The sequence below is a fragment of the Aeromicrobium ginsengisoli genome, from assembly GCF_004134905.2.
GTDB classification, from domain to species: Bacteria; Actinomycetota; Actinomycetes; order Propionibacteriales; family Nocardioidaceae; genus Aeromicrobium; species Aeromicrobium ginsengisoli.
Genome location: NZ_SDPQ02000003.1, coordinates 1,031,754 through 1,044,686, shown reverse-complemented (window position 1 = coordinate 1,044,686; position 12,933 = coordinate 1,031,754). Strand labels below are relative to the sequence as shown.

Below are 12,933 nucleotides of genomic sequence, written 5' to 3'. Positions count from 1 at the left end.
GTGGGGAATGACGGAAGGAGAGCGACATGAGGCGTTCCTTGGCACTCATCGGTCTCGCCATGGTGTGCGAGGCGTGCGAGGGCGAGATCGACCTGCCCGAAGACCTCGAAGCGGGCACCGGCATGTGCCGTCAGTGCGGCATCGCATTCCTGGTCGATGCTCCCTACGAGGCGGGCCGCCGCAGCGGGTGAGCGCGGATGCCCACGGGGCACCTAGAATTGTGCGGTGAAGTTCCTCAACAACCTGCTGCCCACGTACGACCTGACCTACAACGACGTGTTCATGGTCCCGGGTCGCTCCGACGTGACGAGCCGCTTCGACGTCGACCTGTCGACGGCTGACGGTGTCGGCACCACGCTGCCGCTCGTCGTCGCCAACATGACCGCGATCTCGGGCAAGCGGATGGCCGAGACGATCGCCCGGCGCGGCGGGATCGCGATCATCCCGCAGGACATCCCGCTCGACATCGTGGCGGCCACGGTGCGGCGCGTGAAGGCCGCGCACACGGTCTACGACACCCCCGTGACGGTCAACCCGTCGACCACGGTCGGCGAGGCCATGAGCCTGATCCCCAAGCGTGCCCACGGCGCCGTCGTGGTGGTCGAGGACGGCAAGGTGCTCGGCATCGTCACCGAGCGCGACGGCACCGAGATCGACCGCTTCGCCCAGGTCCGTGAGGTCATGACGTCCGACATCCTGACGTTCGACGCGGGCACGGATCCGCAGACGTCCTTCAACGAGATGTCGGCGCGGCACATCGACTTCGCCCCCGTCCTCGACGGTGGGCAGCTCGTCGGCGTCCTGACCCGCAAGGGTGCCTTGCGCTCGACGATCTACCAGCCGGCGGTCGACGCGTCAGGTGCGCTCGTGATCGGCGCCGCGGTCGGCATCAACGGCGACGTGTCCGGCAAGGCCGCCGACCTTCTGGCGATGGGCATCGACGTGCTCGTGGTCGACACCGCCCACGGTCACCAGGAGAAGATGCTCGAGGCGCTGCCGCTCGTCGTCGCGGCCCGTGACGCGTACGAGTCGACCTCGGGGCACCGCGTCCCGATCGCCGCGGGCAACGTGGTGTCCGCCGACGGCGTACGCGACCTGGTCGCCGCCGGAGCCGACATCGTCAAGGTCGGCGTGGGGCCCGGCGCGATGTGCACGACCCGCATGATGACCGGCGTCGGCCGGCCGCAGTTCTCCGCCGTCCTGGAGTGCGCCGATGCTGCCCGCGAGCTCGGCGCGCACGTATGGGCCGACGGCGGCGTCCGCTATCCCCGTGACGTCGCCCTGGCACTCGCGGCCGGTGCGGCCAGCGTCATGATCGGCTCGTGGTTCGCCGGGACGCTCGAGAGCCCCGGCGACCTCAAGGTCGGCCCCGACGGTCGGCCCTACAAGGAGTCGTTCGGCATGGCCTCGGCCCGCGCGGTGTCCAACCGCACGCGCGACGCCGCCGGGTTCGAGCGTGCCCGCATGGCGCTGTTCGAGGAGGGCATCTCGTCGTCGCGCATGTTCCTCGACCCCGACCGCCCTAGCGTCGAGGACCTCGTCGACGCGATCACCGCCGGCGTACGGTCGAGCGCAACCTACGCCGGTGCCCGGTCGCTCGCGGAGTTCCACGAGCGCGCGATCGTCGGCCTGCAGAGCTCCGCCGGCTACGACGAGGGTCGCCCGCTGCACGCCAGCTGGTAGGCGGGGGGCGGACTCGTTCCTCGTCCGCTCGTTCCGCCGCTCGTTATGGCTGGGTGACGGGCACCAGCTGGTTGATTGCGGCGAGGCCGACGGCGTCCTCGCCGTGGACCACCGCGACGTCCCAGTAGCGGTGCGCCACCTCGCCGTCGGTGACGTCGAGCACGGCCGTGTGCTGGGCGATCTCGTCGACGGCCCACTGGTCCACGGGCTGCCCGGAGTTGTCCCACGCGGCCACGCGCGTGTAGCCGAGCTCCGCGAGCTCGGGCCACAGAGCCAGCGGGTCGTTGCCGGCGAGCCGTGACAGCGCGTGGTCGTACTCGAGGAACAGGACCGGGCGCGAGTGGGCCCAGGTGCGCGCAATGGCCGGGATGAGCTCGACGTCGTAGCCGTCGGTGTCCGACTTCGCGAGCCGCAGGTCGGCGAACTCGGGGTGGCGCTCACGGAGCACCGCGGTCGTGACGGTGGGCGCGGTGACCTCGGAGGCGCCCGGCTCGAAGCGGGTCGTGCCACCGACGCGTACGGGCGACATCGCGACGTCATCGGCCGACGCCGACAGCAGCGACGCCTCGATCGCGACCCGGTCGTCGTTGCCGACGTTGCGCTCGAGGTAGTTGACGAAGAAGCCGTCCGCCTCGACACACAGGACCCGCGCGTCGGTGGCCTCGAGGATCTGCATCGTCGAGTCGCCAATGTTGGCGCCGACGTCGAGGACCGTCAGTGGACGGTTGCCCTCGGCCAGGAGTGCCGCGAGGCGGATGAGGTTCTGGCCGTAGTCCGGCGCAACGCGCGCATAGTCGGGCAGCCGGTGTGACCAGGGAAGATGCATGCGTACGCCCTGCACCTCACGGACCACGTCGCGGTCCGGCCACCTGTCGCGCACGAACCAGCGCGCCCGTCGCCACAGACGGCGTGTGACGCTTTCAGCCGCAACGGACCGACCCCACATCGTGATCTCCTTCGTTTCAGGTCGTAGTCTACGAGCGCCCCGCGCCACCGAGCGGTCCGCCCGCCCGACACATCAGAACGATCGCGAGGACAGCTGCAGCGGCGGCCGCGTCATCGCCGAACCGAGCGGTTCGGCATCTGGTCTCTCGGCCTGCTCCTTGGCCTCCGCCTCCATCGCGTCCTCCGCGAGCATCCGGGCCGCGAGGATCATCGACAGGACGATCCAGACGAAGCGGTCCCACAGGTTGGTCGACAGCGCGCCGAAGCCGGCGTAGGCCAGCGCGGCGTAGGCCATGAGCCCATAGGGGCGCGGGGCGAAGAAGAGCGGCTGGACGGCCGACCACAGCAGCGTCAGCATGAACGCGAGACCGATCACACCGACCGCCACGGCGACACCCAGATAGATGTTGTGGAAGTCGATGACGTCGACGAAGCCACGGCCGGTGATCGGCCGCTCGTTGAACTGCTTCCACCCAAGCGCAAGCGCATTGGTGCGCTCGCGGTCGGAGTTGACCGACGCGTCGCCGCCGAACAGTCGGCCCAGCGCGCTCCTCGAATCGGCGTTCTCGATGCGCGAGAGGAACAAGAGCCCAACAGTGCCGGTGAACGCGCCGAGCCAGGCGACCTTGCCCGAACGTTCGAGGAGCGGGAACAACAGCGCCACGAGACCGACCATGAGCAGGGCCGCGCGGCTGCCGCTCGTCCACACGCCCCACGCGCAGATCAGGCCGGCGAGCCAGGTGAACCCCCGCAGCCGGCTCGGCAGCTGCGTCCAGATGAACGGGAGCAGGCACATCGCCAGCAGCGAGGCGAGACCGAAGTTGTTGACGTGCGTCGTGAGCCCGTAGGCGCGCTGGACCTGGGCGGGGTCGATCAACGAGTAGAAGACGCTGATGATCTCGCCGCACACGTAGCCGCTCGCCATGATCACGAGCAGGCGCAGATTGGGCCGCCACCACATGAAGATCACCGGCAGGACGATCGCCGCGATCACGAGCCGCGACATCAACAGGAGACTCAGCAGGGGCGTGCCGCTGACCAGCGACGCCACGATGCCGAAGCTCACCAGGCCGGCGGCTCCCACCACGTAGGGGGCCGGCAGCTTCAGGGGCTTGCGCATGATGCTGGGCAGCAGGAGCCCCATGCCGACGAGGAACAGCACGTCCGACGCGGTGATCGACGCAGTGCCGGCGACGGCTCGTACGTTGTTCATCGGCGCGAAGAACACCGCGAGGATCATCAGCAGGGTCCCGCATCGTTCGAACCCCAGGGCGAGGAACACGACCAGGAAGACCGCAGCACCGATGGCCGGGAACGGCAGGATGGTCGACGCGGCGACGAGCAGGAACAGCATGAGGACGCAGCCGACCACCAGCATCGTGGAGGCGAGCCGGCCGAACGACGCGCGGCGTCGACCTAGCAAGCCGCGCATGTGGCCACCACGGCCGAGCGGACCGCGCTGTCGAGCCGGCAGCGACCAGGACGGGTCATGACCGGGTCGAGGACTTCTCGCGGCGCCGGTTGTTGCTCGCGGCACGCTTTTCCTTGGCCTTCGCCGCGGCACGATCACGGCGCTTGGAGCCGCTCGACTTCTTGGGCGTCACTTCCCCGTAGCCGTAGCCATATCCGTAGCCATAGCCGTACGTGCCGAAGCGGCGCTTGGGGATCATGTTGAGCACGACACCCGCGATGCGGCCGCCGGCGAGCTCGACGCGCTCAGCAGCGAGGCGCAGCTGCTCGCGTCGCGTCTGTCCGTGCGCGGCGACGAGCAGCACACAGTCGGCCTGGCTCGCCAGGATCGTCGCGTCGGCGACCGGCAGCAGCGGCGGCGCATCGATGAGCACGACGTCGAAGCGATTGCGCGCCTCGACGAGGAGCTCACGCATGGCCTGCGTCTGCAGGACCTCGGCAGGGTTGGGGGGTACGCGACCGGTCGCGAGGAAGTAGAAGCCGCTGTCGTGCGTCTGGATCGCCTCGGGGAGCCCGCTGCGGCCGAGCAGGACCGTGGACAGCCCGACGGACTGCTCGAGGCCCAGGAGCAGGGGCATCTGCGGGTTGCGGAAGTCGCAGTCGATGAGCAGGACGGACTGACCGTTCTGCGCCATCGAGACGGCGAGGTTGGCGGCCGAGAGCGTCTTGCCCTCGTTGGCCAGCGCGCTCGAGACGACGATGCAGCGCATCTCGGAGTCGACGTTGACGAACTGCAGGTTGGTCCTGAGGACGCGGAACGCCTCAGAAATCTCGCGACTGCCGAGCTCGTCGCTGATGAGGGGGTGCTTGCTGACGATGGGATCGAGCGGCACCGTCACGAGCACCGTCGAGCTTGCGGACTCCACCGCCTGCTCGACGGACGTCACCGACGTGTCGAGGAGCTCTCGGAGGACCGCACCACCGAGGCCGATCAGCAGGCCGAGGATGCCGCCGACGACGACGTTGAGGGGGATGTTGGGGCTGATCGGGGAGTCACTGAAGCTCGGCTTGCCGACGACCCTCGCCACCACCGGCGCCTGAGCTGCCGGGTTGTCGGGTCGCTCGAGACGGGCCACGAGCTTGGTGATCTCGTCACCGACGGTCTCGGCCAGGAGACGCGCCTCGTCGACGTTGTCCGCCTTGGCGGTGATCGCGATGACGACCGTGTTGGTGTCGACCGTGGCGGTGACCTGCTTGGACAGCTCTTCGGGGGTCTCGTCGAGGCTCAGGCGGCTGATGACCTTGGTCAGGACCGACTCGTCGCTCGCCAGTTGGGCGTAGGACGTCACGCGCTGGATCGAGAAGATGCTGGCCTGATAGGCGTCCGCTGTCGTGCTGGACTGCGTCGAGATGAAGACTCGCGAGGTCGCGGAGTAGACCGGCGCCGCACTGGCGGACAGCCAGCCCGCCAGGACCACCCCGATGATCAGGAATGCCGTGACGAACTTCCATCGACGCGCAATCGTGTTGAGGAATTGACGCAGCTCCACTGCAGTCCTCGCTCTCGTCTTCCTCGTTCGACACCGTTGTCGTGTGCCCGCTGCACCATGTACGACCCTCAGCCGGTATGACCCTCAGCCGCAGCCGATTCTACGCACATCTGGATCGACTCACCGGACGGGCACACAGTGACGCTCATCATTCCATGAGCAGCCTCGGTGCTGGTCGCCCTTCCAGCGTGCGCTCCGCGTACGATACTGCCGAGCCATCGGCCACACCCTAGAGGAGAAACGTCATGACGTCTGAGGTCACCGCCTCGTCGAACGCCCCAGCTCCGTCGACCACGGGCATCCGTGTCAATCTGGGCTGCGGCATCGTCGCGCTGCCCGGCTGGGAGAACTACGACAAGTCGCCGGTCATGCTGCTGCGTCGGGTCCCGTTCCTGCGCAGCCTCCTCGTGAAGCTCAAGATCCTGACGCCCGGCCACATCCAGACCTGGCCCGACAACGTCCAGCGTCGCGACCTCACCAAGCCGCTCCCCCAGGCAGACGGCACGGTCGAGGCGATCTACTCCTCGCACATGCTCGAGCACATCTACCTGCAGGAGGCGCGCGAGCTCGTCAAGGAGGCCTACCGCGTCATGGCGCCCGGTGGCATCCTCCGGCTCGCGCTGCCTGACGGCGAGCTGTGGGCTCGTCAGCTCCTGGAGGGCCAGGGCGGCGAGCACTTCAACGAGCGCATCAACGCCTACCCCGTTGCGCGTCCCAAGGGCCGCCGGCAGATCACGTTCATGCTGGGTGGCAGCGCGCACAAGTGGCAGCCGACCCGCGACCTGGTCAAGGCCATGGTCGAGGACGCCGGCTTCACGAACTTCCGCGAGCTCGCCTATCAGGAGGGCGACCTCCCGCAGGTCACCGAGGTCGAGGTACGGCCCGAGAGCATGTTCTTCGAGGCGGTCCGCCCGGCCGCCTGAGGTCAGGCCCGGCCCGCCATCGCGGCGAGGGCCGCGCGGGTCTGGGCGACCGTGCGGTCCCACGTGAACGCGTTGCCGTGCTGCCGTGCGGCCTCTCGCTGCTCCGGCGTCTGCCGGCCGGCTGCCTCGACGGCGTCGGCCAGAGCCTCCGCAGTCCAGTCGCGCATCACGTATGCGTGACCGCCGGCGATCTCGGTCGTCGCCCTTTCGGGGCCGATCACGACCGGGGTGCCCAGCTGCATCGCCTCGACGACCGGCAGGCCGAAACCCTCGAAGTCCGACGGGAACACGACCAGCTGCGCCGCGGCCATGACGCGCTGGAACTCGTCGTCGGGCAGGAACGGCGCGAGGCGTACGTGATCGCCGAGGCCGCGCCGCGCGATGGCTTCTGCCAGGGCGTCGCGGTGACTCCCGACGCCCAGCATGAGCAGCGGTGGCACCTCGCCACCGCGGTCGACCAGGCTCCGCCAGCCGTCGAGCACGAGGTCGGGGTTCTTGTTGGTGTGGTGCGCGAACGTCACCGCCGGTCCGACCGAGTCGGCTCGGGGCCAGGCCCTGACGTGATCGGCGCCGAGGTAGGTCACGGTCGCCGGGACGTCACGGAGGCGCGGGTGCAGCTCGTGGAGGTCGTCGAGGCTGCGCTGCGAGATCGACAGGAAGTGATCGGCGAGGCGGTACGTGCGTCCGTATGAGATCTTCCGCAGGATCTTGGTGCGGCGGCTGAACTGCTCGGGCCGCAGCTCGTGGCGCAGGTCCAGGATCACGACGGCCATCGGGGCGCCGGGGCGGATGACGGTCGTCGTGGGCGCCGTCGCGATGACGGCATCGGCGCCGACCCGGCGCGCCAGCCGACGCATCGTCGCGGTCTGCGCCCAGGGCCGGCCGATCTCGCGCGGACGGCGGACCCGCAGCTCGTGACGGACATGCCCCGCAGTCGGCAGGCTCATGCCCTCGGGCACCAGCACGTGCAGCTCGTCCTCGGGGTGGACCTCGTGCCATCGGCCGAGGAGATGTTCCACGTACGTACGGATGCCGCCGAACTCGGCGCACATCGCGTCGACGACGATCCTCACCCCGCGGCCGCGCCGCTCTTCTGCACGAACACCATGAGGGTCGGCGCGAGGCCCGGCGGGGTCAGGCGGGCAAACGTCGCGGCCAGCCGCCACGCCGCGACCGACTTCCCGAAGTAGGCCGGCTCGCTGGTGTGCCCGTAGACGTAGGGGTGGTGCCGGGCGAACAGCCGGCGCAGGTGCTTGCGGGTGTTCATCTGGTAGCGGACCGGGAAGACGTCCTCCGGCTTGCGATCGGGCTGGAGCCGCTTGAGCATGCGCACGTGCAGCCGGTTGGGAACGATGCGCGCGCCGATGCCGGTCGTACCCCACTTGTTGGGCGTGCGGGCGGCGAGCCAGCCGCCGGGCTTGAGGACGCGCATGATCTCGTCGGCGACATCCTGCGCGTCGCCGGCGTCGACGTGCTCCAGCACGTAGTCCGCGATCACCAGGTCGAACGTCTCGTCGGCGAAGGGCAGCGGCTCACCGATCGGCACGACGTGGGACTCGTCGAGTGTGTCGTTGGTCGCAACCGCGGCGTCGACGTCGGTGCCGACCACCCGGGCGACCCGCCCCTTGAGCCGGCGGAGCCGGCGGGACATCTCCGGCATCGGCTCGACCGCCCACAGGCCGCGGCCGGCGCCGAAGTCGAGCACGTGGCTCTTCTCGTCGACCAGCGCGTTGATGCGCGTGTAGAACTCGATCTGACCGTCCACCCGCGAAAAACCGCCCACCGCGGCCTCGGGGTACAGACGCTCGAGAGTGGGGTTCGGAACGAACGACTCCTCGGACACCACAGCTCCTCATCACAGGGATCGACAGGTCACCACCCGGATCGTGCCGTGGATGGTGACAGCGCCAGCATCCCACAACAGGCGAGGCCACCGATGGGCGAACACGCCTGAAAGTCGTCTCACCAGCGCGACGACGCCAGTACGATGAGGAGCCTCGACCGCGTGCGCGACGGAACTTCTGTTGCGAGCGGTCGTTGTGACTCACGGTTCGCGCTCGTGATCCAATGGGCGACATCACCAACACACATGCGGAGGTCTGCGGACGATGACGGTACTCGTGACCGGAGCTGGAGGATTTATCGGTGGGCACCTGGTTGCCGACCTCCTCAACCAGGGCAAGGACGTCCGCGCCGTGGACATCAAGCCCCAGGACGAGTGGTACCAGGTCCACGCCGACGCGGAGAACGTCGTCGCCGACTGCGCCGACATGGGCGACGCGCACAAGATCGCCGTCGGCACCGAGGAGATCTACAACCTCGCGGCCGACATGGGCGGCATGGGCTTCATCGAGAACAACAAGGCCGAGTGCATGCTGTCGGTGCTCACGAGCACCAACGTGCTGGTCGCCGCCCGCGACGCGGGCACGCAGCGCTACTTCTACAGCAGCTCGGCCTGCGTCTACGCCGGCGACAAGCAGACCGACCCCAACGTGACGGCCCTCAAGGAGTCCGACGCCTACCCGGCCGACCCCGAGGACGGCTACGGCTGGGAGAAGCTCTTCAGCGAGCGCATGGCCCGCCACTTCCGCGAGGACTTCGGCATCGAGACCCGCATCGCCCGCTACCACAACGTCTACGGCCCCGAGGGTACGTTCGAGGGTGGCCGCGAGAAGGCTCCCGCCGCGCTGTCGCGCAAGATCGCGCAGGCCAAGCTCAGCGGTGACCACACGATCGAGGTCTGGGGCGACGGCGAGCAGAGCCGCAGCTTCATGTACATCGACGACTGCGTCCGTGGCTCGCAGGAGATCCTCGCGGGCGACAACGTCGAGCCGGTGAACCTCGGCTCCTCCGAGCTCGTGACGATCAACCAGATGATCGGCATCCTCGAGGACATCGCCGGCATCACGGTGACCAAGAACCACGACCTCTCGGCGCCCCAGGGCGTACGCGGCCGCAACTCCGACAACACGATGTTCCACGAGATCTACGGCTGGGAGCCGTCGATCTCGCTGCGTGACGGGCTGGAGAAGACCTACAGCTGGATCTACGACCAGCTCAAGTCCCGAGGCTAGACCCGGCGATGGAGGTCATCGTCCACGACTTCTCCGGCCACCCGTTCCAGGCCGAGCTGTCGCGCAAGCTCGCCGGACGCGGGCACACCGTGGAGCACGTCTCGGCGGAGCAGTACGTCAGCGGCAAGGGTCACCTGGAGCACCAGGACGACGACCCGGACTCGCTGACGTTCAGCTCGATCAAGCTCGACCTGCCGTTCAAGAAGTACGCGCCGTTCTCCCGGCTCCGCTGGGAGCGGGCGTACGCCCACGAGTGGATCGCGCAGCTGCGCTCGTGGTCTCCCGATGTCGTCATTGCGTGCAACCTGCCTCTGATCACGCTGTTCCTCTTCTCCCGCCACGCCAAGCGCCGCAAGCTGGCGTGGGTGCTGTGGCACCAGGACATCTACAGCTTCGCTCTCGCTGACGAGCTGCGCCGCAAGCTGCCACGCCCGCTGGCGTGGCTCGGTGGCAAGGTGCTCGTGGGGCTGGAGGCACGTTGCGCCCGGCGGGCGGCTCACGTCGTCGCGATCGGTGATGCGTTCGAGGGCGTCTACCGCGACTGGAACGTCCCGACGGACCACGTGTCGGTGATCCCCAACTGGGCGCCGCTCGACAAGATCTATCCGGTCGAGCGCGACAACGCGCGTACGGCCGACCTGTTCGATGCCGGCACCGAGCTTCGGCTCGTCTATGCCGGCACGCTCGGCCGCAAGCACAACCCCCGGCTCCTGATCGACCTGCTGACGACGGTGCGTTCCAAGGGCATCGACGCCGAGATCGCGGTGATCTCCGAGGGCGAGGCTGCCGACGACCTGGCGACGATCGCCCGCGACGAGAAGCTGCCGGTGCGGGTCCTGCCGTTCCAGCCGGCTGCCGATCTGCCGAACGTGCTGGGCACGGCCGACGTCCTCGTCGCGCTGCTCGAGCCGGACGCCACGAAGTTCTCGATCCCCAGCAAGGTGCTGTCCTACATGGCGGCCGGCCGGCCGATCCTCGGACTCATGCCGGCCGACAACCCGGCCGCCGCCGACATCGTCGCCACGGGTGGACACGTCGGTCTGCCGTCGACGGCCGGCGCCCTGGCCTCCGTCGAGTGGCTCGTGACGCTTGAGGCCGATCCCGAGCTGGTCGCCACGATCGGCAAGCGCTCCCGCGAGGTCGCCGAGCAGAAGTTCGACGTCGACAAGGTCGCCGCGGAGTTCGAGACGATCCTCACCGACGTCACCGCGGCGCGGTCCAGCTCGACGGTCTGATCAGGCGGTGGGCTGCGAGAGGTAGGTGACGTCCTCCTCGACGCCGCTTCGCACCCGCCTGCGGTCGACCTCGACCATCTCCTGGATCACCTGGGCGAACGACGTCGTCGGCGACCAGCCCAGCAGCTTCTCCGCACGCCGCGCGTCGCCCGCGAGGCCCGGTGAGTCCGCGGACCTGAGGAGTGCGGGGTCCTGCTCGACGTACGACCACGGATCCGCCACGCCGGCCGCCTCGAACGCCACCTCGAGCAGGTCCCCGAGCGAGTGCAGCTGCCCGGTCGCGATGACGTAGTCCTGCGGCTCGTCGTGCTGCAGGGCACGATGCATCGCGACGACGTAGTCGCGCGCGGCTCCCCAGTCGCGCGACACCGTCAGGTTGCCGAGCACGACCGAGTCGCGGCGGCCCTCGGCGATCTCCGCAGCGGCGCGCGTGATCTTGCGGGTCACGAAGCCGGCGCCCCGGAGCTGGCTCTCGTGGTTGTAGAGGATCCCGACGCTGGCGAAGAGGCCGTCGTGGTCACGCCGCTGCGTGACCGCGGCCTGGGCCCGACTCTTGGACTCCGCGTACGGATTGCGGGGAGCGTGCGGCGTCGACTCGTCCTGGGGGTTGGTCGCCGACGGCCCGTAGACCTCAGAGCTCGAGGCCTGGAAGAACCTCGGGACCTTGCCTCCCGCGCCGAACCGGATCACCGAGTCGAGCATGCGTTCCACTGCCACGGCGTTGACGTCCGCGACCAGCTCGGCCTGCGACCAGCTCGCCGCCACCGACGTGAACCCGGCGAGGTTGTAGATCTCGTCGGGCCGGTGCTGCTCCAGCAACTGCTCGAAGCCGGCCTGGTCGCGGACGTCGTGCTCGACGACATCGACGTCCACGAGGTAGGCGTTCAGCGGTGCGACCGCCCCGGGCTGCACCGTGCCGACGACGCGGTAGCCCTGGGCCAGCAGGTGACGGGCGAGCAGGACGCCGTCCTGTCCCCCGGCGCCGGTGACCAGCGCCGTCGGCGCCATCAACTGTCGGACGAGCCCAGCAACGCGATGTCCGCGTCGACCATGAGCCGGGCGAGCTCGGCGGTTCCGGTGGCGGCCTTCCAGCCCAGCAGGTCGTTAGCCTTGGACGGATCACCGAGGAGCGCGTCCACCTCGGTCGGCCGTTCGTAGCGCTCGTCGTGGGTGACGTAGTCGCGCCAGTCGAGACCGACGTGGGAGAACGCGAGCTCGCAGAACTCACGCACGGTCGTACCGGTGCCAGTGGCCAGCACGAAGTCCGTGGGCTCGTCGTGCTGCAGCATGCGCCACATGCCCTCGACGTACTCCTTGGCGTAGCCCCAGTCACGGATCGAGTCGATGTTGCCGAGCACGAGATCCTTCTGGGTGCCGGCCTGGATGCGCGCCACGGCCCGGGTGATCTTGCGGGTCACGAACGTCTCGCCGCGTCGGGGTGACTCGTGGTTGAACAAGATGCCCGACACCGTGAACATGTCGTAGGCCTCGCGGTAGTTGACCGTGACCCAGTGCGCGTAGAGCTTGGCCGCTCCGTAGGGCGAGCGGGGGTAGAACTTGGTGTCCTCGTTCTGCGGCGGCGGCGTCGCGCCGAACATCTCCGACGTCGAGGCCTGGTAGAACTTGGTCTCGAGCTTGGCCGCACGGATCGCCTCGAGCAGGCGGATCGTGCCGATCCCGTCGGCTGACGCGGTGTATTCGGGCATCTCGAACGACACCTTGACGTGACTCTGGGCAGCCAGGTTGTAGACCTCGTCGGGGCGGATCTCCCGGATGAGGTTGACCAGGCTGACCCCGTCGGTCATGTCGCCGTAGTGCAGGTGCAGTCGCTCGGCCGCTACGGGATCGTTCTGCCAGATCGGGTCGATGCGGCCGCGGTTGAACGACGACGAGCGGCGTACGAGGCCGTGGACGTCATAGCCCTTGGACAACAGCAGCTCGGCGAGATAGGAACCGTCCTGGCCGGTGATACCGGTGATGAACGCGCGCTTCATGACCTGCCTTGATGTCGTGGGAGAGTCTCGTGGTGGGCGACAAGCCTCGGGGCTTCTCGCTCGGACCAGCATAGGGGAGCGCCGACGCCGTACGAGAGCGATCCGGCGTGATGGGCACG

At 68.7% G+C, this 12,933-nt stretch carries 12 protein-coding genes; 5 read left to right on the top strand and 7 right to left on the bottom strand.

The features are described 5' to 3' along the window. The first annotated feature begins 26 nt into the window (after positions 1 to 26). Together ESP70_RS20230 and ESP70_RS18360 are read left to right on the top strand one after the other, a co-directional pair. A complete protein-coding gene (locus tag ESP70_RS20230) occupies positions 27 to 191 on the top strand; it encodes a hypothetical protein (protein ID WP_188110696.1) in 165 nt (54 codons plus the stop codon). A 34-nt stretch (positions 192 to 225) separates the two neighbouring features. Continuing rightward, the gene (locus tag ESP70_RS18360; RefSeq protein ID WP_149690727.1) at positions 226 to 1,683 is read left to right on the top strand and encodes a GuaB1 family IMP dehydrogenase-related protein; all 1,458 of its coding nucleotides are present in this window, start codon (positions 226 to 228) and stop codon (positions 1,681 to 1,683) included. 43 nt (positions 1,684 to 1,726) lie between these two features. Here the strand turns inward: ESP70_RS18360 and ESP70_RS18355 are convergent, their stop codons facing one another. The 3 genes from ESP70_RS18355 to ESP70_RS18345 all read right to left on the bottom strand — a co-directional run bounded on the left by ESP70_RS18355 (position 1,727) and on the right by ESP70_RS18345 (position 5,588). After that, positions 1,727 to 2,563 (bottom strand): FkbM family methyltransferase, encoded by an 837-nt coding sequence (locus tag ESP70_RS18355; protein WP_188110695.1) that lies wholly within the window; start codon positions 2,561 to 2,563, stop codon positions 1,727 to 1,729. Between the two features lie 138 nt (positions 2,564 to 2,701). After that, positions 2,702 to 4,060, bottom strand: a complete 1,359-nt coding sequence (locus ESP70_RS18350) for an O-antigen ligase family protein (protein ID WP_149690725.1) — start codon at positions 4,058 to 4,060, stop codon at positions 2,702 to 2,704. A gap of 55 nt (positions 4,061 to 4,115) precedes the next feature. Further along, positions 4,116 to 5,588 carry a tyrosine-protein kinase domain-containing protein gene (locus ESP70_RS18345; protein WP_149690724.1) on the bottom strand — a complete coding sequence of 491 codons (1,473 nt, stop codon included), beginning with the start codon at positions 5,586 to 5,588 and terminating at the stop codon, positions 4,116 to 4,118. A gap of 245 nt (positions 5,589 to 5,833) precedes the next feature. Between ESP70_RS18345 and ESP70_RS18340 the strand changes: the two genes are divergently transcribed. Continuing rightward, positions 5,834 to 6,511, top strand: coding sequence for a class I SAM-dependent methyltransferase (locus tag ESP70_RS18340; protein ID WP_149690723.1), 678 nt, complete (start codon positions 5,834 to 5,836; stop codon positions 6,509 to 6,511). A gap of 2 nt (positions 6,512 to 6,513) precedes the next feature. Here ESP70_RS18340 and ESP70_RS18335 read toward each other — a convergent pair whose 3' ends face one another. Then, positions 6,514 to 7,584 carry a glycosyltransferase family 4 protein gene (locus tag ESP70_RS18335; RefSeq protein WP_149690722.1) on the bottom strand — a complete coding sequence of 357 codons (1,071 nt, stop codon included), beginning with the start codon at positions 7,582 to 7,584 and terminating at the stop codon, positions 6,514 to 6,516. Then, positions 7,581 to 8,276 carry a class I SAM-dependent methyltransferase gene (locus ESP70_RS18330; RefSeq protein ID WP_223148769.1) on the bottom strand — a complete coding sequence of 232 codons (696 nt, stop codon included), beginning with the start codon at positions 8,274 to 8,276 and terminating at the stop codon, positions 7,581 to 7,583. The genes ESP70_RS18335 and ESP70_RS18330 overlap by 4 nt, the downstream gene beginning before the upstream one ends. 343 nt (positions 8,277 to 8,619) lie before the next feature. On the opposite strand from ESP70_RS18330, the gene ESP70_RS18325 reads away from it, so the two are divergent. Then, entirely contained in the window at positions 8,620 to 9,585 is a 966-nt protein-coding gene (locus tag ESP70_RS18325; protein WP_149690720.1) for an NAD-dependent epimerase/dehydratase family protein, read from the top strand. A gap of 8 nt (positions 9,586 to 9,593) precedes the next feature. Beyond that, positions 9,594 to 10,820 carry a glycosyltransferase family 4 protein gene (locus ESP70_RS18320; RefSeq protein WP_149690719.1) on the top strand — a complete coding sequence of 409 codons (1,227 nt, stop codon included), beginning with the start codon at positions 9,594 to 9,596 and terminating at the stop codon, positions 10,818 to 10,820. Here the strand turns inward: ESP70_RS18320 and ESP70_RS18315 are convergent, their stop codons facing one another. Together ESP70_RS18315 and gmd are read right to left on the bottom strand one after the other, a co-directional pair. Further along, positions 10,821 to 11,828: a GDP-mannose 4,6-dehydratase gene (locus tag ESP70_RS18315; protein ID WP_149690718.1), complete on the bottom strand. Its 1,008-nt coding sequence runs from the start codon at positions 11,826 to 11,828 to the stop codon at positions 10,821 to 10,823. Beyond that, the gene (gene gmd / locus ESP70_RS18310) at positions 11,828 to 12,814 is read right to left on the bottom strand and encodes a GDP-mannose 4,6-dehydratase (RefSeq protein ID WP_149690717.1); all 987 of its coding nucleotides are present in this window, start codon (positions 12,812 to 12,814) and stop codon (positions 11,828 to 11,830) included. The genes ESP70_RS18315 and gmd overlap by 1 nt, the downstream gene beginning before the upstream one ends. Positions 12,815 to 12,933: the final 119 nt, after the last annotated feature.